The sequence below is a fragment of the Franzmannia pantelleriensis genome, from assembly GCF_900102875.1.
Lineage (GTDB): Bacteria > Pseudomonadota > Gammaproteobacteria > Pseudomonadales > Halomonadaceae > Franzmannia > Franzmannia pantelleriensis.
The window spans coordinates 75,326-99,963 of the sequence record NZ_FNGH01000011.1 but is presented as its reverse complement, the minus strand read 5'-3'; the positions used below and the strand labels follow the sequence as shown (position 1 = coordinate 99,963).

19 protein-coding genes and 1 pseudogene are annotated in these 24,638 nt (G+C 64.5%); 11 read left to right on the top strand and 9 right to left on the bottom strand.

The window, feature by feature from the left end; all coding sequences use genetic code 11:
• From BLT16_RS20850 to BLT16_RS14560, 5 genes and pseudogenes are all read right to left on the bottom strand, one after another.
• Positions 1-785, bottom strand: a pseudogene (locus BLT16_RS20850) (hypothetical protein); the annotation flags it as partial.
• A complete protein-coding gene (locus BLT16_RS14575) occupies positions 782-4,351 on the bottom strand; it encodes a hypothetical protein (RefSeq protein ID WP_089659243.1) in 3,570 nt (1,189 codons plus the stop codon). The gene BLT16_RS14575 and the pseudogene BLT16_RS20850, both read right to left, overlap by 4 nt.
• Before the next feature lie 11 nt (positions 4,352-4,362).
• Complete coding sequence (locus tag BLT16_RS14570; protein ID WP_176817247.1) at positions 4,363-5,193, bottom strand: DUF4123 domain-containing protein; 831 nt, start codon at positions 5,191-5,193, stop codon at positions 4,363-4,365.
• The gene (locus BLT16_RS14565; RefSeq protein ID WP_089659241.1) at positions 5,193-7,316 is read right to left on the bottom strand and encodes a type VI secretion system Vgr family protein; all 2,124 of its coding nucleotides are present in this window, start codon (positions 7,314-7,316) and stop codon (positions 5,193-5,195) included. Before BLT16_RS14565 ends, BLT16_RS14570 begins: the two co-directional genes overlap by 1 nt.
• 294 nt (positions 7,317-7,610) lie before the next feature.
• Entirely contained in the window at positions 7,611-8,129 is a 519-nt protein-coding gene (locus tag BLT16_RS14560; RefSeq protein ID WP_076748652.1) for an Hcp family type VI secretion system effector, read from the bottom strand.
• Positions 8,130-8,537: 408 nt separating this feature from the next.
• On the opposite strand from BLT16_RS14560, the gene BLT16_RS14555 reads away from it, so the two are divergent.
• From BLT16_RS14555 to BLT16_RS14520, 8 genes are all read left to right on the top strand, one after another.
• Positions 8,538-11,387, top strand: coding sequence for a valine--tRNA ligase (locus BLT16_RS14555; RefSeq protein WP_089659240.1), 2,850 nt, complete (start codon positions 8,538-8,540; stop codon positions 11,385-11,387).
• Position 11,388: 1 nt separating this feature from the next.
• A complete protein-coding gene (locus tag BLT16_RS14550) occupies positions 11,389-12,855 on the top strand; it encodes a sigma-54 interaction domain-containing protein (RefSeq protein ID WP_089659239.1) in 1,467 nt (488 codons plus the stop codon).
• Positions 12,856-13,061: 206 nt separating this feature from the next.
• The gene (locus BLT16_RS14545; protein WP_089659238.1) at positions 13,062-14,171 is read left to right on the top strand and encodes a TRAP transporter substrate-binding protein; all 1,110 of its coding nucleotides are present in this window, start codon (positions 13,062-13,064) and stop codon (positions 14,169-14,171) included.
• Positions 14,172-14,247: 76 nt separating this feature from the next.
• Positions 14,248-14,850, top strand: a complete 603-nt coding sequence (locus BLT16_RS14540) for a TRAP transporter small permease subunit (protein ID WP_089659237.1) — start codon at positions 14,248-14,250, stop codon at positions 14,848-14,850.
• A gap of 15 nt (positions 14,851-14,865) precedes the next feature.
• Positions 14,866-16,236 (top strand): TRAP transporter large permease, encoded by a 1,371-nt coding sequence (locus BLT16_RS14535; protein ID WP_089659236.1) that lies wholly within the window; start codon positions 14,866-14,868, stop codon positions 16,234-16,236.
• A 27-nt stretch (positions 16,237-16,263) separates the two neighbouring features.
• On the top strand, positions 16,264-17,046 hold the full coding sequence (locus BLT16_RS14530) for a 3-hydroxybutyrate dehydrogenase (protein WP_089659235.1): 783 nt from the start codon (positions 16,264-16,266) through the stop codon (positions 17,044-17,046).
• Positions 17,047-17,066: 20 nt separating this feature from the next.
• Positions 17,067-19,046, top strand: a complete 1,980-nt coding sequence (locus tag BLT16_RS14525; protein ID WP_089659234.1) for an acetoacetate--CoA ligase — start codon at positions 17,067-17,069, stop codon at positions 19,044-19,046.
• 106 nt (positions 19,047-19,152) lie between these two features.
• Positions 19,153-19,890: a phosphatase PAP2 family protein gene (locus tag BLT16_RS14520; protein ID WP_245701693.1), complete on the top strand. Its 738-nt coding sequence runs from the start codon at positions 19,153-19,155 to the stop codon at positions 19,888-19,890.
• 80 nt (positions 19,891-19,970) lie between these two features.
• Here the strand turns inward: BLT16_RS14520 and BLT16_RS14515 are convergent, their stop codons facing one another.
• Positions 19,971-20,426 carry an META domain-containing protein gene (locus BLT16_RS14515; RefSeq protein ID WP_176817246.1) on the bottom strand — a complete coding sequence of 152 codons (456 nt, stop codon included), beginning with the start codon at positions 20,424-20,426 and terminating at the stop codon, positions 19,971-19,973.
• Between the two features lie 109 nt (positions 20,427-20,535).
• On the opposite strand from BLT16_RS14515, the gene BLT16_RS14510 reads away from it, so the two are divergent.
• Positions 20,536-20,940 carry a DoxX family protein gene (locus tag BLT16_RS14510; protein WP_089659232.1) on the top strand — a complete coding sequence of 135 codons (405 nt, stop codon included), beginning with the start codon at positions 20,536-20,538 and terminating at the stop codon, positions 20,938-20,940.
• A gap of 18 nt (positions 20,941-20,958) precedes the next feature.
• On the opposite strand, the gene BLT16_RS14505 is transcribed toward BLT16_RS14510, so the two are convergent.
• Positions 20,959-21,399: a VOC family protein gene (locus tag BLT16_RS14505; protein ID WP_089659231.1), complete on the bottom strand. Its 441-nt coding sequence runs from the start codon at positions 21,397-21,399 to the stop codon at positions 20,959-20,961.
• 25 nt (positions 21,400-21,424) lie between these two features.
• Positions 21,425-21,898: a DUF411 domain-containing protein gene (locus BLT16_RS14500; RefSeq protein ID WP_089659230.1), complete on the bottom strand. Its 474-nt coding sequence runs from the start codon at positions 21,896-21,898 to the stop codon at positions 21,425-21,427.
• Positions 21,899-21,951: 53 nt separating this feature from the next.
• Here BLT16_RS14500 and BLT16_RS14495 point away from each other — a divergent pair, with 53 nt between their 5' ends.
• Together BLT16_RS14495 and BLT16_RS14490 are read left to right on the top strand one after the other, a co-directional pair.
• Entirely contained in the window at positions 21,952-22,515 is a 564-nt protein-coding gene (locus tag BLT16_RS14495) for a DNA-3-methyladenine glycosylase I (protein WP_089659229.1), read from the top strand.
• A 49-nt stretch (positions 22,516-22,564) separates the two neighbouring features.
• A complete protein-coding gene (locus BLT16_RS14490) occupies positions 22,565-23,629 on the top strand; it encodes a metal-dependent hydrolase (RefSeq protein ID WP_089659228.1) in 1,065 nt (354 codons plus the stop codon).
• Between the two features lie 162 nt (positions 23,630-23,791).
• On the opposite strand, the gene BLT16_RS14485 is transcribed toward BLT16_RS14490, so the two are convergent.
• Positions 23,792-24,571: an MliC family protein gene (locus BLT16_RS14485; protein ID WP_089659227.1), complete on the bottom strand. Its 780-nt coding sequence runs from the start codon at positions 24,569-24,571 to the stop codon at positions 23,792-23,794.
• Positions 24,572-24,638 lie beyond the last annotated feature (67 nt).

Below are 24,638 nucleotides of genomic sequence, written 5' to 3'. Positions count from 1 at the left end.
GAGACATCCATATAGCGCTGCAGCATATCCCAGGCGGCGTAGAGCTGGGCGATACTGCCATCCACAGCAAAGCTGAATTCCAACGGGTGCTTGGTATGCGGTAGTCGACTACGATGGGGGTAGCGATGGATAAGCTTGAAGGAATGAAACTGCGAGCCTTGGGTGCCTACCCTCATTTCGATATAAGCATCGAACTCGTAGAAAGGAAAGTCGCCGATATCCGTTTTAACCATGCCAGTACGTCGGCAGAAAGCGTAATAATTTGACCAGTTACGGTTGCTTTTATAGAACTTAATTGAATGCTTTTCCCAAAGCTGACGAAGGAGGGTTGCAACGCCACAAACTGCAGTTACAGCAGCTAGTGGAGCAAATGCTTGAAGTAAAGTATCAGCTGCAAATATGAATAGCAGAGTACAAATAGCCATCACACCAAAAATAAACCACCCTCCCCCTCCTATAAAACTAAAGCCGTGGGAGAAAATGACAAAAAAGAATCTAGCAATACGGTAGAGGTCGTTGACATCTTCATCAACCCGCTTTGACCAACGCATCTCATTGATCATGGTGTAATCGTGATAATCCTCGCCGATATATTGGTACTCCCGGAACCAGCTTTCCGAGTACTGGTAAGTGGTGGGGTTGACACCTACATAGCTCCCCCAAGGCAGGCGGGTTTCGAGGATGCGCCCGCGCAGCATCTCGTTCTTGGGGGCATAGCTCTGCTCGGGGATGGCGTCGGCGCGGTAGGCGGTCTCCGCATAGCCGTCGGTCTCTATCGTGCTCATCGACGGCCTCCCTGCCGGTTCCATACCCAGGTCAGCGACGAGGGGTGCGTGGTAAAGGTCATTTCATCCTCGATAGAGTGATAGGCCCTAGCGACCCGATCCCAATATTGTATGGTGCCTTGCCCGGTGAGATCGTCAAGGTGGAGGCGTACCAGGTTAGCCTCGCGATGATATTCGAGCTGGTAGTCGGGCTCATGCTGGAAGCGGCCATGACTATCACGCAGCCAGCTGGCGTCCACGCCAAGGTGAGTCGTGGGGATACCCAGGCGTTGCCATTCGCGGGGTAGGCGAATGCCTAGATAACGGATAGCCCTATCTTCAGGGTCCCTCGCCTCGGCATGGGCCAGCAACCGTTGCCCTTTTACAACGGGGTAATACTGGAAGGTGTGGCCCCTATCGGGGACCGGTGCCAGATAGTCGGCGCTGACGCCCAAAGGAGGAAGCTGGAACTCTCCATAGCGCAAGCCAGCACAGCTGAACTTGACCGCAAACTCGCAGTCGGCAAAGCGCGGCGTCCGCTCGATCAACCCTTGGGGAGGCACCAGTTCTGCATAGGTGTCATGCAGCCCCTGCAGCAGGTAGAGATAGGCCTGGTGAGGGCTGGCCCCTCTAAGCTGTGCCAGGTAGTCATGAATGGTTGCGGCATCCTTGTCGCCCTCTCGCGCTGCGAGCTGGGTCACCCGCGCCTCCAGCTCATCCCTGCGGCTACCGAAGGGGCCGTACTGCACCCAGAGTGAGAAGCCATCGTCGCGATTATTGGTCGCCAGATACTGAAAGAAGACCGAGGCGGCGAGGCTAATCACTGTGATCGGCACAGGCCTTGGCGTACCGACCCAACCCAGAGCACGATTGAGCAACTGATAGCGCACCAGTTGAGCTTTGGATACACGATGGGCGGCAGCCCCAAAACCCGACCCAGACCAGGTGGCCACTCCCATGGCGGTGGCTTGGGCTGCGGTCCAGCGGGCGGCACGGCGCTCGCCGCGCTGGGCCAATTGATAGGCGTCGTTGGCCACCAGACTGGTAGTCAATAAGCCAGCACCCAGCGTTAAGAAACCACGTACTTTAGCCGCATCGTCCATGGTTTCCTGCCAAACACTGGATCTGACATAGAACATATCAAGGGCATTATTGATTCTAACCGACCAGCCCCATTGGCTATTGGCCAGTTTAAGCCCTTGCGCAGTCAACAATGCTGCATCAAAAGCAGAGCTCACAACACCTGTACTAGATCGGGCGCTTAAGTCTGTAAGGGCGGTTTCTCCAGCGGCAAGGGCATTGCCTACCTCTAGCACCGCCAAAACCGCCCAGAACGCCGTATAGCCGGTTCTTGCCGCATGGAAGCGCCATTCGCTCGTTTCATGCCCCGTGACACGCACGGTCTGCGTTCCAGACGACGAGACGGCATTGCCGCCCAGTACGTTGGATGTGGCAGTGGCCTGCAGGGCTGCGCTGGCCTCCGCCATTTCGGCAGTCACCACCTGGAACTCACGAGGCCTGAGCCAGACGATCCCACCGTCCTGCAGCTCGACCCTGATCGGAAACCCGCCCCCCAGCGCCCCCTTGAGATCGGCATAGTCCGTGGCGATATCCACACTCATGGTCTGGCCAAGCTTTAGCCATGGAATCGCGGCGATCAACGGCGGTAGGGTGTGGATAACCACGGCATCGGCGCCATTCAACAGCCGGCGCATAGAGTCCGCCGCGGGGTTATTCTCCTCGACCAGTTGGTGCTGCAACGCCAGCATGTCATCCGCCGTCATGGTGGCAGCGTTCGCTTCCTGGGCGAGTATCTGTTGCGAAGCCTGGGTTATCCGGGCCAAGTCCCGTGCATAGGCCTCCCCCCAGCCATCCGCTCGGCAAAAACGCGCATCGAATAACAGTGTAGAACCAAGATGCTGCCCACCGTAGAGGGCATCGAGAGTGGCTCGGCAGCGATCGGATGATCGATACTCGGCAAGCTCGTCGGTGGTGCCCTTGGGGTCGAAGGGCTGCAGCCCATTGAGCAGCATATCGATGCCACGGGCGAGGATGACATAGGGCTCGAGCAGGTTGATGTCGTCGAACAGCATGGCATCGCGCAGGGCGTGGACAAGAGCACCTGGCGTGGTGTCGTCCATCATGTCGGCCAGGGCGGCTAATGCGGTATCGCGACGTAGGCGAGCGAGGCGACGCTCTTCGGTCTTGGTCAGGCGCGCGAACAGGCTTTCCCGGCTACGGTCGAGGCGACGATCCGTCCACTGGTCGAGATAGCGTGGATTGCTTTCGCCCTCCGGCCCCTCGGCCATGAAACAGTTGGCAAGCACCAGTTCCGCCGCCGCCCCATGGGCGTGATACTTCATGCTCTCGGCCAGCACCATCAATAGTTCGGTGGTGGCTTGGATATCCGCCATGAGGTGTTCCGCCGCCTGCTTGGGATCGCGCAGGAAAAGACAGCAGAGCTGCTGATCACGCAGCTGAGCCAAGCAGTCGCCCATGGCGGCAGGCGCCTGGATCAGTGCCAGCTTCGCCTCTTCGGCCTGCTCATCATCGGGACGCAGGGGGTTGCACCACTGATGCAACAAGGTGCCACGCAGTGCCGGTGAGAAGTCACGCTGCCTGCGCTCCATGTCGATATCCGGCAGCGTCGCCTCCTGCTCATCGGAATCGAAGAAGGCTCGCTCGGCTGCGAGTTGGTCGACTAGCGCGGCCCAGCCTTCGGCAGAGGGATCCTCGAGATAATCCCGGGGGCTGCCCCACGCCTGTTCGTAAACAGCATCGCGGGGTCGCATGGGAGGAAGCCAGTCCAGTAGCGCTTTTCCTGCACAGTGATCGCGTCCGACCCGCAGACCATGCTCGTAGAGGTTGCGCATTTGCCCCTGAAGCATGGTGTCGACAGAGGATTCGTTGAGTGCCAGGGCTTGGCAGCGCTTCTCGATCAGCCCTGGATTGGCTTCCAGCTGTTGGATATGCGCCCATGGCCAGGGGTGATCGGAGAAGGCCAATCGCACCTTGGCCATGTCACCGTTGAGCTTGAGTGGCAGGTGAAGGTGTGACAGGAGCGGCCCCGTAAATTCACGGACCGTAGGTACATCGTCTTGCGCACGATAGGCGGCAATATCGCTGTCGGAGAATTGTGGTGTCTCATCCTGGGCACTGGATACCACCAGTTCGCGGATAAGGCGACCATTGAGGAAGACATAAATAAAACCACCGCGGCATGGCCCCGCTGCCAACTCCTGATGATCGAGGTAGAGCATTGGCACGGTCGAGACCATCAGGTTGTGCTGAAAAGAGCGCTGCTTGGGGATCAAGCCGCATTGCGAGATCTCCTGCTGCTCCAGTAGCGCCACTTCGATGTCGCCGATCTTCTGTACTAGACGACAACTCGCCAGTTCATCCTCGAAGTACTCCTGGCGTGTCTCGACAATGGGCCCAAAGCGTCCTTCCGAGGCGTCACCCTCTTCCAAACGCTCCTCTGCGGTGTCACCCCGGTAAAGCCAGTACTCATTCTGTTCGTTATCGGCATGGGGACCGGTGATTTCCAGATAGATCGCCCGGGGGCTGCACGCATGATTCTGTGACATTCCCGTGTCCTTTACCGTGTCTTCGCATTGAGAGGAGAGGCATCCTTTGAAGACGCGACCAATTCCTCGATGAGCCGTTCGAGTGTGCCACTCCGCAACAGCATGCCTTGTACCATTTCCACGGCTTGCCTACGTGGCAGTCGGTCTTGCCAGGTGGCGCACCAGTAGCACTCTAGTGCTCGCCAGAGAGATGTGATCCCTACGTCAGTCTGCATCAGATCGAAACGCTGAATGGCCTCCCCCAGCACAGGCATCAACCGGGAGAACTGGCTCACCCCCGAGAGCCGCTGCTGAGTATCAACATCTAGCCGTAGTGCCCCGCCGAGCGTAGCATTAGTGCTTCTGGGCGAGATATGTCGCTCGAGGACGATGCTCTCCTCATACCGACAGAGCGGCCAAGTCCAGCAGACATCTCCCCCCATCAAGGCCATGCGGTTGGGCGGGGAGAGTAACGCTTCCCCCAGCAAGAGATGCAAGGCGGCAGGCTCGTGAAAGCGTAATAGCCCCTTGCCCTTCCCAGGCGTGTCGATGGTCAAGTGGGCGGACAAACGCTGCTGCAGGTCATTCAGCGACTCAGACGTGTCGATCACTACCGACGCGACCTGCCCCGTCCATTCAGTGCTGAATTGCTGCCAGACACTATCGTCCTGGGTGATATCCAACAGTACCGGGCCGCTATCTCGCACCGCTTGAAAAGCCGTGCCGTCATAGAGCCAGCGAAACATGGGCTGATGCGTCGTGGCATAGAAACATCGCAACACTTCACCTTCAGGAAGGCGGGCGGGATCGATTAACCAGTAACGCCGCTCCTTCTGCTCCGGCAGCCTCTGTGTATAACGCATCAGCCGCCCCTTCCGAGGCAGGGACAATCTGCCAGCGGACAACTGCCATCGGTTTGCTTCTGGCATAGCTGAATAATACTGGCCTCTACTGCCGAGGCTTCCAGCAGCGCTTGATGTGTAACGGGCGGTATCGCCTCATGCGCCTCCGCCACCGCTCTTCCCGGCAGCAGCGGTGCTTCGGCGGCTTGGCCTGAGCCCGCAGCGGGGCTGCCGCCGGCGTTGATCTTGACGCTGGGGCCGCTGATGGTGACGCCGCCGCCGTCGAGCTTGAGGAAGCTGCCGCCGGCGTTGAGGGTGAGTTCGCTGCCGGCGTCGAGCACGACCTTGTGGCCGGCCTTGATGTGCAGTTCGCGGCCGCTCTCGGTGAGCCAGGCCTGGCCGGCCTCGACGTGCAGGGTGCCCTGGACGATCAGGTGCTGGCTGCCCTGGGTGTGCTCGTGGCGCTGGCCGTGGACGCTGTGGTGGTCGTCGTTGTCGATCTCACCAATGCGGTCATTACGAATGCTGAGGTTGCTGTCGTTGCCGATTGCCTCGGTGCGGTCGTTGTTGGTGAGCAGTTCCAGGTCTTTCTGGGCGTGGAGCCAGATCTGCTCCTGGTCGGCCTGGTCTTCGAAGCGCAGCTCGTTGAAGCCGTCACCCTGGTGGCTCTGGGTGCGGATCACGGTGCGCGTCTTGTGCTCGGGCAGCGCGTAGGGCGGGGTGTTGACCGCGTGGTAGGTGCGCCCGGTGATCAGCGGCTGATCCGGGTCGCCTTCCAGGAAGCTGACGATCACCTCGTGGCCGATCCGCGGGATGGCGATGCTGCCGTAGCCGCCGCCGGCCCAGCCCTGGGCGACGCGGATCCAGCAGCTGGCGGTGTCGTTAGGTTCGGCGTAGCGGTCCCAGGGGAACTGCACCTTGACCCGGCCGTGTTCGTCGCAGTGGATCTCTTCGCCCTTGGGGCCGACCACGAAGGCGACCTGGGGGCCGTCGACGCGGGGCTTGGGGTCGGGCTCGGGCCGCCAGGCGGCGTCGCCGGGGGTGAGGACGACGTCGTTATGGTAGCGGGTCATGGCTTCCGAGCCTGCCCGCCCCCGCAGGCCAGCACTATCCGACTGGGTGACGCCGTCCTCTTCCAGGGCCTGGGGCTGTTCGCCGCGGTGGGTGACCCGTACCACCTGCCAGTCGCGGTTGAGACTGTCGGCGTCGTGGTCGCTGAGGGTGAACGTGGCCCCGGGGGCGAGCTCGGGGAGGTCGCTGTTGGCTTCGGCGGTCAGGGCGTCGTGGCGCAGCGCTTCGAGGCGGATCTTGGTGAAGGGCTCGCCGGAGGCGTCCTGCTTGTAGCGCCCGGGGTAGTCGTAGTGTTCGTAGTCGTCTCGTTGGGCGTGGTTCTCAAGGTCAGCCGCGGTGTGTTCATGAAGCTGTGAATAGGCCGGCTGCTTGAAGGAGTAGTCCTTGAGGGTGGCGCTGGCCGGGGCGACCCGGGCGACCTGCTTGAGCTTGCGCACATGGCGGGTCGGCGGGGTGCCGCCGGCGCGGCTGTGGTAGCGGCGCTCGCCCAGCTGGGTTAGCAGCTGCGGGTCGTCGGCGAACACCAGGCGGTGGGCGCCGCCAACCTGGTCTTCGAACTCATGGAAGTAGAAGAGCCCCTCTTCGGCGGCCAGGCGCTGGATAAAGGCCAGGTCGGTCTCGCGGTACTGCACGCAGTACTCGCGCTCTTCGGGCTCGCGGGTGACGGCGAAGGCGACGTCGGTGATGCCGCGCTCCTCACACAGGGTGTTGATGATGGTCAGCGGCGAGACCTGCTGGAAGATGCGTGCGTTGTGGCGCAGCGAGAGGCGCCACAGCGCGGGGCGGATCACCAGCGTGTAGAAGGTGCGGCGATGGCCGCGGTCGCCGCGGCTGAACTCGGCGGCGATGCCGTGCACGCGGCGCAGCGCTTCGCCGTCCTGCCAGAGGGTCAGGGTCAGCTCGCGGTCGAGGAAGGCCGCGGGGCTGAGGTCCGGGTCGCGGCTGGCAACATCGACCTCAAGGCGGAACGGCGCCGAGAGCGACTCCTCGAGGGTGAAGTCGATCACCGCCAGGTCGAGGGCGTCGTCGCTGGCCAGGGCCAGGGTGAACTGCAGTCCGGTGGCGTGGGCCATGGGTCCCTCCAGGCGAGTGATGAGGTGTCAGCCGGCGCGCCGTGCCACCCGGCAGGTTACCGTTCACCGGGCAGCACGCAAGCGGCCCGGGGCAACTGTCGTCGATCACTGATACGGCGTATGGGCAATCGCTTACATATGCTGATGCCAGGACTCTCTGCGAGCCCTGGCATCAGGTCTTGCACGAAAACTGGCTGCGCTCGTCGAGTTTTCGAACAAAACCTGGCTCATCGGCAAGGCATGGCGGGGCCCGGGTTGCGAGCCATCGGGTGAGCCCCGCCATGCCCTCGAGGCTTACGACTCGAGCGGGGCGCGCCAGTCGTCAGAGCCTGAGGTGCCGGCCACGGTGTGCTCCCAGTCGATCTTGCGGTAGGAGAGCGAGACGTCCATCAGCTGAGTGAACTCAGCGCTGTTGGCGTCCTGGGCGTGGGGCATGCGCAGGTTGATGTCGACGATGGTGGCATCGGTCAGGCTGGTGGTGAAGAAGTGCTCCTGCTTGCCTTCCACCGAGGTGCGGTACCACTTCAGCTCGACCTTGGGCAGCATCTCACCGGAGGCCAGGGCGTTGTACATCAGCGGCACGGCCTTGTTGAGGGCTACGGTGAAGATGAATGGCTTGTGGGCACGCTGGCCGGAGGGCTGGCCGGACTGCGGGTCGGTGGGCACGGTCACGACGTGCTTGAATTCCTGGACCAGCATCTCGTCTTCGTGGCCTTCGACGTAGATGTTGCCGACGGAGTCGGGGGTGAAGGCGCCAGCGGTGATGTTGCCCTGGGTCTGGCCTTCGATGCTGATGTAACACGGTGTAGGCATGGTTCTGCTCCTGTTGGTTGAAAACGTCCGGCGGACGCTTCTTATAGGGCAGCCTTTATGCCAAAAAACTGATAATCCAATATATTCAGAGTCTTATAGATTTTTACCACACTAAAGTTAAGCGGAATTAGGCAAAATCTTGCCCAGGGCGAGCAAGATTTTGCCCGCCGGGCAAGAAATTGCCTAAATTTACTTCGCGCCAGGATAGCTTGTTACGGATTGGACACATCATAACCATGACTTGATAGCGCCTAGCCTCCTCCTTAACAACATGCTTACCTCAGGCACCAGGCTGACGCCCAGCGCATCATCGCGCTATAATCGTGGCCATTTTTCGCACGCCTCGACGATTTCCTGCCGCCCGGCGCCACGCCCCGGCGGCGACCATTTCTGGACCCGGAACGCCCCATGGACAAGACCTACCAACCCGAGCAGATCGAATCCCGCTGGTACCAGCGCTGGGAAGCCGACGGCCGCTTCGCGCCGTCCGGCCAAGGCGAGCCCTACTCCATCATGATCCCGCCGCCCAACGTCACCGGCAGCCTGCATATGGGGCACGCCTTCCAGGACACCATCATGGACACCCTGATCCGCTGGCGGCGGATGCAGGGCCACAACACACTGTGGCAGGTGGGCACCGACCACGCCGGTATCGCCACCCAGATGCTGGTGGAGCGCAAGGTCGCCGCCGAAGAGGGCAAGACCCGCCACGACCTGGGCCGCGACGCCTTTATCGACAAGGTGTGGGAGTGGAAGCACGAATCCGGCGGTCATATCACCCGCCAGCTGCGCCGCATGGGCGCCAGCGTCGACTGGAGCCGCGAGCGTTTCACCATGGACGACGGCTTCTACAAGGCGGTCCAGGAGACCTTCGTGCGCCTCTATGAAGAGGACCTGATCTACCGCGGCAAGCGGCTGGTCAACTGGGACCCCACCCTGCACACCGCGATCTCCGACCTCGAAGTGGAAAACCGCGACCAACAGGGCCAGTTCTGGCACTTCCGCTATCCGCTGGCCGACGGCGTCACCACCGATGCCGGCAAGGACCACCTGGTCGTCGCCACCACCCGCCCCGAGACGATGCTTGGCGACACCGGCGTGGCGGTCAATCCCGAGGACCCGCGCTACGCCTCGCTGGTGGGCAAGTACATCGAACTGCCGCTGGTCGGGCGGCGCATCCCCATCGTCGCCGACGAGCACGCCGACATGGAGAAGGGTTCCGGCTGCGTGAAGATCACTCCGGCCCACGACTTCAATGACTACGAGGTGGGCCGCCGCCAGGGGCTGCCGCTGATCAACGTCTTCACCCAGGATGCAGCGATCCTTGCCCAGGCCGAGGCCTTCGACATCCAGGGCCGGCCGCTGCCCGAGATCGACCCGAGCCTACCCCAGGCCTACGCCGGCCTCGACCGCTTCGAGGCGCGAACGCGCATCGTCGCCGATATGGAGGCCGCCGGGTTGCTCGAGCAGATCGAGACCGTCAACAACACCCTGCCCTACGGCGACCGCTCCGGTGACGTCATCGAGCCGCTGCTCACCGACCAGTGGTTCGTCGCCGTGGAGAGCCTGGCCAAGCCGGCCATCGAGGCGGTGGAAAAAGGCGATATCCAGTTCGTGCCCAAGAACTACGAGAACATGTACTTCGCCTGGATGCGCGACCTCCAGGACTGGTGCATCTCGCGCCAGCTGTGGTGGGGCCATCGCATTCCCGCCTGGTACGACAGCGAGGGCAACGTCTACGTTGCCCGCAGCGAAGACGAGGCACGGCAGGAACATGGCCTTCCCGCCGATGTTGCCCTGACCCAGGACGACGACGTGCTCGACACCTGGTTCAGCTCGGGCCTGTGGACCTTCGGCACCCTCGGCTGGCCGGAGAAGACGCCGGAACTGGCGACCTTCCACCCCTCCAGCGTGCTGGTCACCGGTTTCGACATCATCTTCTTCTGGGTCGCGCGGATGATCATGCTGACCCTCAAGTTCACCGGCGAGGTACCGTTCAAGCAGGTCTACGTCCACGGCCTGGTGCGCGACGGCCAGGGCCAGAAGATGTCCAAGTCGAAGGGCAACGTGCTCGACCCCATCGATCTGATCGACGGCATCACCCTGGATGACTTGCTCGAGAAGCGCACCGGCAACATGATGCAGCCGCAGAAGGCCAAGGCGATCACCAAGGCGACCCGCGCCGAGTTCCCCGAGGGCATCGAACCCCACGGCACCGACGCGCTGCGCTTTACCTTTCTCTCCCAGGCCACCACCGGGCGCGACATCAAGTTCGACATGGGCCGCCTCGACGGCTACCGCAACTTCTGCAACAAGCTGTGGAACGCCTCGCGCTATGTGCTGATGAACGCCGAGGGTGAGGACTGCGGCGCAGCCGGTGGCGACGTCGAGCTGTCGCTGGCCGACCGCTGGATCGTCTCGCGACTGCAGCAGACCGAGACCCAGGTCACCAAGGCGATGGACGAGTTCCGCTTCGACCATGCCTCCCAGGCGCTCTACGACTTCGTCTGGAACGAGTACTGCGACTGGTACCTGGAGCTCTCCAAGCCGGTGCTGTGGGATGACGCAGCGGCCTCCGAGGCCAAGCGCGGCACCCGGCGCACCCTGGTGCGCGTTCTCGAGGCGATCCTGCGCCTGGCCCACCCGATGATGCCCTACATCTCCGAGGAGATCTGGCAGCGGGTGGCGCCGCTGGCCGGCAAGGCCACCGGCGACGGCAGCGAGTCAATCATGAACCAGCCCTGGCCGCAGCCGGAAGAGAGCAAAGTCGACGCCCAGGCGACCCGCGACATCGAGTGGCTCAAGGGCGTGATCGTGGCGGTGCGCAATATCCGCGCCGAGATGAACATCGCCCCGGGCAAGCCGCTCGACGTGCTGCTGACCAAGGGCAGCGACGCCGACCGCGAGCGTCTCGACGCCAACCGCCCGTTCCTCGCCAAACTGGCCAAACTGGAGAGCATCACCTGGCTCGACGACCCGCGCTCAGCGCCGCTTTCGGCCACCCAGCTGGTCGGCGAAATGGAAGTGCTGGTGCCGATGGCCGACCTGATCGACAAGGAGGCCGAGCTCGCCCGCCTGGCCAAGGAAATCGACAAGCAGGACAAGCTGATCGGCGGCATCGAGAAGAAGCTTGGCAACGAGAGCTTCATCGCCAAGGCCCCGGAAGCGGTGGTCGACAAGGAGCGCGGCAAGCTGGCTGACTTCCAGGCCGCGCGCCGGCTGCTGGTCGAACAGCGCGACAAGATCGCCGCGCTCTGAGATGGCGCCCGCCGGCAGCAAAGGCTTCGGTCGTTCGCCCTTCCCTGGGGGCGTCGACCGCGGCCTGACGCTGGAGTCGATCAGCGCGCTGTTCCCGGTCTTCGAGCAGGCCAGCGCCGGAGCGATCTCGGTGGACGCCGAGAGTCGCCTGACCTGGATCAACGACAGCTACTGCCGGCTGCTGGGTATCGAGGATCCCGAAGCGGTGATCGGGCGTCCGGTGGCCGAGGTGATCCCCGCCACTCGCATGCCCGAGGTGGTGCGCTCAGGGCGGCCACTGCTGCTGGATATCATGGAGTACCGCGGCCAGCAGCTGGTGGTGATGCGCCTGCCGGTCTTCAACGATGGCGGCAGCGAGGTGCAGGGCGCGGTGGCCTTCGTGCTCTACGACGACCTGCAGCCGCTGACGCCGCTGGTCAGCAAGTATCGTCGCCTGCAGAGCGACCTGGCCGCCGCCAAGCGAGCCCTGGCCAAGCGCGGTGCGCGCTACGAGATGGCCGACTTCGTCGGTGCCAGCGCCGTGGTGCTGGAGGTCAAGCGCCGCGCCCGCCTGGCCGCGGCGCGCAATACGCCGGTACTGCTGCTCGGTGAGACCGGTACCGGCAAGGAGGTGCTGGCCCAGGCCATCCATGCCGGCTCACCCCGCGCCGGGCGCCCCTTCGTGGCGGTCAATGTGGCCGCCATCCCCGACAATCTGCTCGAGGCCGAGTTCTTTGGCGTGGCCCCGGGGGCCTATACCGGGGCCGACAAGCGCCTGCGCCAGGGCAAGTTCCAGCTCGCCGACGGTGGCACCCTGTTCCTCGACGAAGTCGGCGACATGCCGGGCCACCTGCAGGCCAAACTGTTGCGCGCCCTTCAAGAGGGCGAGGTGGAACCGCTGGGCTCCAACGAAGTCAACCCGGTCAACGTGCGGGTGATCGCCGCGACCAGCCGCAATCTCGAGGAGATGGTCGCCGAGGGCAGCTTTCGGGCCGACCTCTACTATCGCCTCAATGTGCTCAGCATCCGCGTGCCGACCCTGCGCGAGCGGCTGGTCGACCTGGGCATCCTGTGCGACACCATCCTCGAGAAGCTGGCCGCCGAGAGCGGCGAGCCGCGCGCCGAGATCACCGCCGAGGCGATCGGCGTGCTGCGCCAGCACGACTGGCCCGGCAATATCCGCGAGCTGCGCAACACCCTGGAGCAGACCCTGGCCCTCAACGAGGAGTGCAGTGTGATCGATGTACCGCAGCTGCTGACCGCGCTTCCCGCCCCGGCTCGTCGCGGCCGCCGGCCCGGGGTGCCCAACGCGCCGGTGCGTCCGCTGCAGGAGGCGGTGCGCGACGCCGAGCGCAGCGCCATCCATAACGCCCTCACCGCCAGCGGCGGCAACAAGGCCCAAGCCGCCCGGCTGCTCGGCATCCCCCGCTCGGTGCTGTATGAGAAGCTCGCCAAGCTGGCCGAAACGTCCGAAAACACGGACACATGACTGATAATACGGACACTTTATCTTCTACTAAAGCCAAATAGCGTCCGAAAATCCAGACATACCACCCTTGACGAACGCTGACGAAATCTCGTAACCCCTTGTTTATCCGATATTCCTGATTACTGGCATGAAGTCTGCAGTGTTTTTGGCAAGCGTCGCCCTGCGGCGTTGTTGACCAAGAATAACGAAGCCAATCAGGAGCTATCATGTCGTTCAATCGCCCTCTCACTTCGCTAGTTCGTCCCATCGCCCTTGGTGTCACCACCGCCGCCGTGCTGGTGGGCGCCGGACTGAGCAGCGCCCAGGCCCAGGAACGCGTGCGCTGGCAGGTGCCGATCGCCTTCCCATCACACCTGGTGGGTCTGAGTACGCCGGTGCGCTACCTCAGCGAATCCCTCGACGAAGTCTCCGGCGGCAACATCAACCTGCGCTACTACGAGCCGGGTGAGCTGATCCCGCCGTTCGAGATTCTCGATGCCGTGTCCGAAGGCCGCTACGATGCCGGCTTCACCTGGGTCGGCTACGACCAGGGCAGCATCCCCTCGCTGCCGCTGTTCGCCGGCGCACCGTTCGGCATGGAGCCGCCGGCCTACCTGGCCTGGCACTACTTCGGCGGCGGTCGCGAACTGCTCGAAGAGATCTACGACGACTACAACGTCCACCCGCTGCTGTGCAGCATGATCGGCCCCGAGGCCGCCGGCTGGTTCGCCGAACCTCTCGAGAGCCTCGACCAGATCGACGGTCTGAGGATCCGTTTCGCCGGCATCGGCGGCCAGGTAATGGAGCGCCTCGGCGCCTCGGTGACCATGATTCCGGGCGGCGAGCTCTATCAGGCCATGGAGCGCGGCACCATCGACGCCATGGAGTTCTCGGCGCCCGCCGTGGACCGTATCCTGGGCATGCAGGAGATCGTTCAGAACTACGTCATGCCAGGCTGGCACCAGACCTTCACCACCGCCCACCTGCTGGTCAACAAGGACAGCTGGGAGTCCCTCGAGCCGCAGACCCGCGCGCAGATCGACATGGGCTGCCGCGCCGCCACCCTGTACGGCTATTCGGAGAGCGAGATCGAGACGCCCAAGGCACTGCGCGACTTCGAGGAGGAGGGCGTCAACGCTCAGGTGCTGCCGGATGAGATCCTCCATGAACTGCGCCGGGTAACCAACGAGGTGCAGGAGGAGATCGCCGCCGAGGACGAGATGTTCGGTCGCGTGCTCGAGAGCCAGCAGGACTTCATGCGCCTGCACGGCAACTGGCACGTCAAGGGCCACCTGCCGCGCTCCTACTACGCGCCGGAAGAGATCGGTAGTGACTGATCCACGCCTGTGATACCGCCACCGGTCGCTTGCGACCGGTGGTTCGTGCTTGCCCCTTTCGCCACGGAGTGACCCGATGAGCGCTCGTCAACAGGGGTCAGGCGACGGCGAACACGCCTGCCTCGACCTGCCCACCAATCGCATCAGCCACCTGCTCGATAGCACCATACTGCAGTTGGGTAAGGCCGCTTCCTGGCTATGGCTGGCGACCCTGGCGGTGGTGATCACCAATGTGGTCAACCGCTTCATCCTCGACCGCGGCTCGATCGCTCTGGAAGAGCTGTCCTGGCACTTCTTTGGTGCCGCCATGGTGCTGACCCTGGCCTATGCCGTGGTCACCGACGACCATGTGCGGGTCGACGTGATCCGCGAGAAAATGACGCTGCGCACCCAGGCGTGGATCGAACTGCTGGCCATCGTGATCCTGCTGCTGCCCATTCTTTATATCGTGCTGGTCGAGCTCTATCAGTACGGCTACCGCTCCTTTGAGCGCGGTGAACGCTCCCAGGCCCCCAGCGGCCTGCCCTATCGATTCATCATCAAGACCGTGATTCCCATCGGCCTGAGTCTGGTGGCCATCGCCATCGTATCCCGCGCGCTGCGCTGCAGCACGCTGCTGTTCGGCTATCCGCGGCGCTTCCTGAGCCCCGCCGAGCGCGACCAGCGCCCTTCTGACTGAATCACGAGGTTGATCATGGGATTGGAAGAAATTCTCGTACTGGCGATGTTCGCCAGCTTCATGAGCCTGCTGCTGCTGGGCTTCCCGGTGGCCTGGGCGCTGGCCGGCATCGGCTTCGCCTTCGCCGTGCTCGGCCATGTGCTGGTGGAGTTCTTCGACGCCGACCTGTGGTTCAGCTGGGGCGGCACCATCGGCGTGCTCGACCGGCGCATCTACGGCATCGTCGCCAATGAGCTGATGGTGGCGCTGCCGCTATTCATCTTCATGGGCATCATGCTCGACCGCTCGGGGATCGCCGAACGGCTGATGAACTCGCTGGTCAAGGTGCTCGGCGGCCTGCGCGGCGGCTACGCCGTCACCGTGGTGATCGTCGGCGTGCTGCTGGCCGCCTCCACCGGCATCGTCGGCGCCTCGGTGGTGCTGCTTGGCATGCTATCGCTGGGGCCGATGATGCGCGCCCAGTACAACAAGTCGCTGGCGGTGGGTACCGCCTGCTCGGTGGGCACCCTGGGGATTCTGGTGCCGCCCAGCATCATGCTGGTGCTGATGGCCGACCGTCTGGGCACCTCGGATGCCTCTGTGGGCCGGCTGTTCATGGGCGCGCTGATTCCCGGCATCATGCTCGGCCTGATGTACATCGCCTATATCGTCATCGCCGCCTATATCAAGAAAGACTTGGCCCCGGCGCCCAAGGATCGCGAGCCACTGAACGCCCGCGCCTTCGTGCAGGTGTTCTGGGCGGTACTGCCGCCGCTGGGGCTGATCCTGGCCGTGCTCGGCTCGATCTTCACCGGCTTCGCGACTACCACCGAGGCGTCGGCCGTCGGCGCACTCGGGGCCATGCTGCTGGCCTTGCTCAACCGCCGTCTGACGCTGACCGCAGTGCGCAAGGCGCTCTACCAGACCAGCCGTACCACCGCCTTCATCTTCGCTATCTTCATCGGTGCGACGATCTTTGCCGCGGTGCTGCGCGGGCTGGGCGGCGACGACGTGGTGCGCTTCGCGCTCACCGGGCTACCGTTTGGCGAGACCGGCATCGTGCTCACCGTGCTGGCGGTGGTATTCCTGCTCGGGTTCTTCCTCGATTGGGTGGAGATCACCCTGATCATCCTGCCGCTAGTGGCGCCGGTGGTGTTCAGCCTTGGGGTCGACCCGGTATGGTTTGCGATCCTGTTTGCGATCTGCCTGCAGACCTCGTTTCTGACGCCGCCGGTGGGCTTCGCGCTGTTCTACATCAAGGGCGTGTGCCCGCCCGGCGTTACCACCCGCGATATCTACGTCGGCGTGGCCCCCTTCGTCGCCATTCAACTGCTCGGGTTGCTGCTGGTGTTCTGGTTCTCGGGCCTGGCTACCTGGCTGCCCGGTGAAGTCTACGGTGGCCGCTGACCGCCCTCATACTCTGGAGACATCCTCATGCGCATGACTGACAAGATTGCCCTGATCACCGGCGCCGCCGGTGGCATCGGCCTGGCCATCGCCCAGGGCTTCGCCCGCGAGGGCGCCAAGGTCGCCATCAGCGACCTCGACCTCGACGCCGCCGAGCGCGCCGCATCGGGCATCCGCGACACTGGCGGCGAGGCGATGGCCGTGGCCATCGACGTCACCGACGAGGCCGCGGTGGACGCTGGCTTCGCCAAGGTGGTGGAGGCCTGGGGACGCATCGACGTGGCGGTGGCCAACGCCGGCATCCAGCATATCGAAGCGCTGGACAAGCTGAGCCTCGCCAACTGGCGCAAGGTCACCAGTGTCCACCTCGACGGCGCCTTCCTGACCACCCGCGCCAGCCTGCGCCAGATGTACCAGCAGCAGGGCGGTGGCAGCATCCTGTATATCGGCTCGGTTCACAGCAAACTGGCCTCGCCGCTCAAGGCGCCCTATGTGGCGGCCAAGCACGGCATGCTCGGTCTGTGCCGGGCGGTGGCCAAGGAGGGCGCTGCCCACGGCGTCAGCGCCAATCTGATCTGCCCCGGCTTCGTGCGCACCCCGCTGGTGGAGAAGCAGATCCCCGAGCAGGCCCGCGAGCTGGGCATCAGCGAGGAGGAGGTGATCCGCGACGTGATGCTCAAGGACACCGTGGATGGAGAATTCACTACGCTTGAAGATATCAGTGAGGTCGCGGTCAATCTGGCGGCCTTCCCGTCGGCGGCACTGACCGGACAGTCGGTGGTGGTCAGCCACGGCTGGTACATGCAATGACAGCAGGAGACACCCCGCACATGGATACGGCAGAGATCCTCTGGGAGCCGGGCCAGGCTCAGCGCGAGCACAGCCAGATGGCGCACTACCTGGACTGGCTGGCTAAGGCCGGCTATGGCGACTTCGCCGACTACCAGGCGCTGCACGCCTGGTCGATCACCGACCTGGAGGCCTTCTGGCGCTCGGTATGGGAGTTCTGCGCCCTTGAGGCCGAGACGCCGCCGACGGCCATGCTCGGACGCCGCGAGATGCCCGGCGCCGAGTGGCTGCCCGGTGCGCGGCTCAACGTCGCCGCCAACCTGCTGCGTCACGCCCGCGGCGAGCGCGCCCAGCAGGAAGCCGTGGTGGCTGTGGCCGAGTGCCGTGACACGCAGCGCGTGACCTTCGCCGAGCTGTACGAGGACGTGGGCGCCTTCGAGGGCGTGCTGCGTGAGCACGGCGTGCAGGTCGGCGATCGCGTCGCCGGCCTGGTGGCCAACGGCTATGAAGCCCTGGTGGCCATGCTCGGCGCCGCCAGCCTCGGCGCCGTGTGGTCGTCGGCGTCGCCGGACTTCGGCGTCGAGGCCACCGTCGACCGCTTCGGTCAGATCGAACCGGCGCTGCTGGTAGCGGTGAACGGCTACGGCTACGGCGGCAAGACCTTCCCGCGCGTAGAGCAGGTCACCCAGCTTGCCGAGCGGCTGCCCAGCGTGCGCCAGGTGATCGTGGTCGACCAACTGCCCGGCACCGGCCTGCCGAACGGCAAGCGCTTCAGCGCCTGGGACGTGGCGTTGGCCCGCCACCGCGGCAGCGCGCCGTCGTTTACGCCGCTGCCCGCCGACCATCCGCTCTACATCCTCTACTCCTCGGGTACTACCGGTAAACCCAAGTGCATCGTCCACAGCGCCGGCGGCATCCTGCTCAACCACGCCAAGGAGCTGATGCTGCACGGCGACCTGGGCCCCGGCGACCGGCTGCTCTACTTCACCACCTGCGGCTGGATGATGTGGAACTGGCAGGCCTCGGCGCTGCTCGCCGGCACTACGCTGGTGACCTACGACGGCTCACCGGGCTATCCGGACATGGACCTGATGTGGCGCACCGCCGAAGCCGAGCGCCTGACCCACTTCGGCACCAGCGCCCGTTTCCTTGCCGAGTGCCGCAAACAGCAGCTGACGCCGGGGCGCGATCATGACCTCGGCGCGCTGCGGGTGATCTTCTCCACCGGCTCGCCGCTGCTGCCGGAGGACTACGACTGGGTCTACGGGGATGTCTCCGGTGACCTGCTGCTCGGCTCGATCGCCGGCGGCACCGATATCTGCGGCTGCTTCGTCGGCAGCACCCCGCTACTACCGGTGCGCCGCGGCGAAATCCAGTGCCGCTTCCTGGGGGTGGATGCGGTGGCCTACTCCCCCAACGGCGAGGCCCTCGACAACGCTCGCGGTGAGCTGGTGTGTCGCCAGCCGCTGCCATCGATGCCGGTCAGCTTCTGGGACGACGCCGACGGCCAGCGCTACCATGACGCCTACTTCGCCAGCTTCCCCGGTGTCTGGGCTCACGGCGATTTCGTGCGTTTCACCCCCGAGGGTGGCGCAGTGATCTACGGCCGCTCCGACGCCACCTTGAACCCCGGTGGGGTGCGCATCGGCACCGCCGAGATCTACCGTCAGGTGGAAACCGTCGAGGCCGTGGCCGACAGTCTGGTGGTGGGCCGCCCCATCGACGGCGATGTGGAAGTGGTGCTGCTGGTGACCCTGGCGCCCGGTCAGGTGCTCGACGAGTCGCTGATCAAACAGCTGCGCCAGCGCATTCGCCAGCACGCCAGCCCTCGCCATGTGCCAGCACACATCGTCGCCGTCCCGGCGGTGCCCTATACCCGCAGCGGCAAGAAGGTCGAACTGGCGGTGGCACGCATGCTGCAGGGCGACGCCAAGGCCGAGAACCGCAGTGCGTTGAGTAATCCCGAATCGTTGGATGCGATCCGCGAGGCGCTCGGCGAGGCCAAGCTGCTACCGGCCTAATAGCTGAATGACCCGGTAGAGATGAGGCCCCGCGACGCGGGGCCTCATCGCATTCACGGCCGTGGCTGCTAGAATGGCGGAAATCTTTCACCAGCGTGACGTTTTCATGACCCAGCCGCCATCGACCTTCCACCCCCTGCGCATCCTCTTCTACAACCTGCTCGGCGCCGCCCTGGTCCTCAGCTGGTGGTCGCCCAACCTGCTGATCTGGGAGGAACTCGACGACGCGGTATTCTTCGTCACCAACGCCTGGCTGCACGAGGACAACACTGCCTGGGTGGTCTTCGTTGCCGCGATCAACAACCGCTTTTTCGACCTGGTTAGCTTCCTGGTCCTGTTGGCGATTTACCTATGGGCCATTCGCCGTGACCCCGTGCTCGAGCATCGCCTGCTGCGCTGGGGCGGCATCGGCATCACCATGCTGCTCACCGCAGGCATCCTCAGCCAGGCGGTGCGCTACGCCATCCCCTGGGACCGCCATAGCCCGACCCTGGTCTACGACGACGTCAACTTGATCACCCAGATGGTTGGTTTCGACACCAAGGACGTCTCGGCGACCAGCTTCCCCGGCGATCACGGCCTGATGCTGATGCTGTTCACCGCCTTCCTGTGGCGCTTTTCCGGGCGCACGGTTGGGCTGGTCAGCGCGCTGGCCGCCATCCTGCTGAGCATGCCTCGGGTACTGGGCGGCGCCCACTGGTTCAGCGACGTCTTCAACGGCGCCCTGGCGATCTGCCTGATCACCCTGCCCTGGGTACTGTGCACCCCCGTGGCGCCGGCCATGGCGCGCGGCATCACCCGTGGCATGGTCGCGGTGAAGACCCGGCTACTGCCCGCCCGCTAGCACCTATCCCCCACTGCACGACAACGCCGGCCTCAAGGGGCCGGCGTTGTTCAGTTCGCGCCACGACAGGGCATCCCCGATCAGCGGCGCTGAAAGCCCCCCAGCACGCGGCTGTCGCTACCGAAGAACACCAGGCGGTCGTGATCGATCAGGTAGCGATAGGCGTTTTCCAGCAGCGCATCGACACGTTGGGCGTCGGCCATGTCGGGGCATGCCATACGCGTCGAGGCCAGATCGCGGATCTGAATGCGGTTGCCATCGTCGAACCGCACCCGCCCGCTGAGCTGGTTGCAGCCGTTGTGGCCGCTCAGGTGTAGCTCACCGCTGCCGGGTTCGACTTCGATATAGGGTCGCTGCTCGCCTGACCAGCGCTCGGCGGTGCCGAGCAGGATCAGCTGCCAGCGCTCTCCGACCATCGGCGACTGCTCGGCGCGGGTATCCGGCTCAGGGGCCCGTTCGGGGTCCGGCGCCGGCGATCGGGCACAGCCTGCCATGACCACCATCGCCAGTAGCGCGGGAATCCATCTCTTGCGCATCGTCGTTCCTCGGTGATTGACTCCGGCGACAAGAGTGCCGCAAGCCCACCCGCTTGGCCAGTCCAGCCTGTATCATTGGCGGCTGGACGACACTGCTCACGGAGAGACCATGCTTCACGCACTGCATAATGATGATCTGGGAAAACTGCTCCTGCGCCTCTCGGTAGGCGGCCTGATGCTGCTGCACGGCATCGCCAAGCTCACCAACCCCGGCAGCCTGACATGGATCGGCAACGCCCTCAGCGCCCAGGGGCTGCCGAGCTTTCTCGCCTACGGTGTACTGATCGGCGAGATCGTCGCCCCGCTGATGGCGATCATCGGCCTGCAGACGCGCCTCGCCGGCCTACTGATGACGTGCAACATGCTGGTGGCGATCTTCCTGGTGCACCGCCACGAGCTGCTCGACTTCCAGGCCAACGGCGCCTGGGCACTGGAGCTGCAGGGCCTGTTCCTGTTCGGCGCCGCCGCCATCATGTTCCTGGGCAGCGGGCGCACCGCCTACCGACCGGATTGAGACTGCAGCCCCGCGCTATTACCAGCTGCCGGTGTTCTCCATCGACGCCCAGGGCTCGCGAGGCTCAAGGGCATCGCCCTTCTGCAGCAGCTCCACCGAGATGCCGTCCGGCGACCTGACGAACGCCATATGGCCATCACGCGGCGGGCGGTTGATGGTCACGCCGTTGTCCTGCAGGTGCTGACACAGGGCATAGATATCGTCGACGCGGTAGGCCAGATGGCCGAAGTTGCGGCCTCCCGAATACGCCTCCGGGTCCCAGTTGTAGGTCAGCTCCAGTTCCGGCGCCTTGAGCTCGGCGCTGCGTGCCTCGTCCTCGGGGGCGGCGAGGAACACCAAGGTGAAGCGGCCCTTGTCATTCTCCTTGCGCCGCACCTCCTTGAGACCGAGCAGATCACAGTAAAAGCGCAGCGAGGCGTCGAGGTCGCTGACGCGGACCATGGTGTGCAGGTATTGCATGGATTGCCTCCTTGGCAGGATGGGATCAGTCGTGAATATATTCCTGGAAGACCTGCGGGGCCTCGTGCTGGCCACCGAAGGCCATTACCGCATAGTCGTCGACGCGGCCGGTCTCCATGCCTGGCGAGCCGTGGGGCATGCCGGGTACCGCCAGGCCGGCGACCTCGGGCGATTCGTCGAGCAGGCGCTGGATGTCCGCCGCCGGTACGTGGCCTTCGATGACATAGCCATCGACCAGCGCCGTATGGCAGGAGGCCAGATCGCGGGGAACGCCGTGCTCGATCTTGACCTCGCGCATCTCACGGGTGTCATGCATCTCGACCTCGAAACCGGCCTCTTTGAGGTGCTCCGCCCAGGCGGTGCAGCAGCCGCAGTTGGGATCTTTCCACATTTCGACCAGCGGGCCTGCCCAGGCCGCGGTGGAGAAGACACTCAGCAGGCCGATGCCGAGGATGCGGCGGGCGGCGGAGGGCAACGCAGGGGCAATCAGGCTCGACATGGCGACTCCTCGATGCTAACGATAACGACCACAGACACTCAGGATACACCAGCATGTCCGCCTACTGTGACCAAGCGCCCGGCCACGAATTCCACGGCCCCTACCATGACCACGAATATGGCTTTCCGGTCGACGATGACGACAGCCTGTTCGAACGTTTGATCCTGGAGATCAACCAGGCCGGGCTGTCGTGGCTCACCGTGCTCAAGAAGCGCGCGGCCTTCCAGAGCGCCTTTGAGGGGTTCGACATTCACCGCGTGGCCGCCTACGACGAGACCCAGCGCGACCGCCTGCTGAGTGATGCCGGAATCATCCGCAACCGCCTGAAGGTCGATGCCACCATTCATAACGCCCAGGTCGTACAGCGCCTGCAGGCCGACCACGGCAGCTTCAAGGCCTGGCTCGACCACCACCATCCGCTGCCACACGCCGATTGGGTCAAGCTATTCAAGCGCACCTTCCGCTTCACCGGCCCGGAGATCGTCAATGAGTTCCTGATGAGCACCGGCTACCTGCCCGGTGCCCACCGCGACGACTGCCCGGTGCAAGCGCGTATCCTGGCGGCACAGCCGCCTTGGCTGACGGCCGGGAACCCCATCGCAGATTGCCACTCATAACAGCGGGTCACGTTCGCCGACGTCGGCATGCAGGGAGAAATATCAGCGTATGGATTCGATCACACAGGCGGCGCTGGGTGCCGCCGTAGGTGGCGCCGTGCTCGGTCGCCGGCTTGGACGCAAGGCTATCCTGATCGGCGCGGCGCTGGGGACCCTGCCGGACCTCGACGTAGTGCTCGACTACGGCGACGCCGTGGCCAACTACACCGAGCACCGCGGCTTCAGCCACTCGCTGTTCGTGCTCAGCGGCTTGGGCACGCTGATGGCGCTGCTCGCCGCACGCTTCGCCCCGGCGCGGGACATTCCACTGCGCCACTGGTGGCTGTTCTTTGTCTTGTGCCTGACCACCCACCCGCTGCTCGATGCGCTGACCACCTACGGCACCCAGCTGTGGTGGCCGCTGGACGTGCGCCCCAGCGCCTGGCCGATCGTGTTCATCATCGATCCGCTCTACACCCTGCCGCTGCTGGTCGGCATCATCGTCGCACTGGTCAGCGGCAACGGCCGCCGCGGCCCGGCCTGGGGGCTGGCGCTGTCGAGCCTGTATCTGGTGTTCGCCTTCGGCGCCAAGAGCCTGGTGGAGTACCGCCTGGGGCCCGCGCTGGCAGAACGCGGGCTGGTGGAGGCGCCGCGGCTGGTACAGCCGACGCCGTTCAACACCCTGCTGTGGCGAGTCACGGTGGTCGACGGCGACGACCAGCACGAAGCGCTGGTCAGCGTCTTCGACGGCGCGGCGACGGTCGAGTTCGAACGCTTCTCGCGCGGTGCGCAGTGGGAGCCGGCGGCCTTGGCCAGCGCCAACGGCGCGCGCCTCGACTGGTTCGCCGGCCCCTATCTACGCTATGACGTCGAGCTGATCGATGACGTACTCACCCTTACCGCCACCGACCTGCGCCTGGGCTTCCCCGGCTTCCACCCCTTCACCTTCACCTTGCTCGAGGCCGACCTCGACGCCGGCCAGTGGCATCCGCTGGCCAGCGAGCAGCGTGACACGCCGCCCCGCGCCAACGGCGAGGCGCTGGCACTGCTCGGCCAGCGCATCTTCGACTCCAACGCCCCGCTGTGCCTCGGCGAGCTGGTCGACGAGCGCTGGCATGAGGACGTCGCCTGCTGATAGAAGGAGCCGGCTGATTTATGTCGCGAGCGAAGATAGGTTGGTCGCCGCCGGCGCACAGCAACTGGAGTTGACAGGTTGCTCAATGAGGATTCGACCGGGCCGGCGCACCGGCACCGCCGGCGATCAAGATATCGAGCACAGCAATAAATCAGTGGCTTCTTAGGGTGCGATGCCTTGCCCACAGCCCCTATACGTCTGCCCGTCGAGGGTCAGCGTCACGCGCACCGGGAAGGGGTCGCCCTTCATGTCATCGAAGCAAGCCCTGGCTTCCAGTTCCAGCAGGAAGGGCTGCTCGGCGTCACCGCTGACCAGCCGTACCCGGCCGTTGGCATTGTCCATCACGGTGACCCGGTAGGGCAGCCTCAGCTCGCGCTCGCCGTAGTCGAGCAGCAGCGACAGGCGTGGGGTATCGTGATCGAGGCTGACGATCCAGCCCGGTTCATTACCGCGGCCGTGGAACATCACCCCGGGGCGGTCGGCGCGGGTCATGGCGGTGCGCGTCATGTCCTGCTGGCAGTCTAAGCGTCCGTTGTCGCTCTCCACCACCGCCTCGTCGCCACGGTTCCAGAAGCTCAAGTCATCGACCGTGTAGCGCGCCCCGCTGGCCACCACCGCCGGTACCAGACGGTAGGCGCCCTGGCGCGACCATAGCCGCAGCTCATCGTCGGCGTACGCCGAGACCAGATCCTGAGCCGGCTGGCAGCGCCAGGCGACGAACTGCTCGGCGTCGCCGGGAAAGAACAGCGATGGCAGCAGCGGCGCCGGATCGCTGGCCGCCACCTCGGACGCTGGCCGGTCGCCGGCCACGGCCTCGGCCGCGGTGCTGTCGACCACCGCTGGTGGCGCATCATCACTGACCTGAGGGGCGGCACAGCCGGCTAGCCATAGCGCCCCTGAGGCAATACCTACGACGCGCAGAAAGGAAGGGGAAAATGTCATCAACGGGCTCCTTGCAAGGCGGGCAGATCCTGGGTCCGCGCTTAGCATACCAGGCGCCAGGGCACTT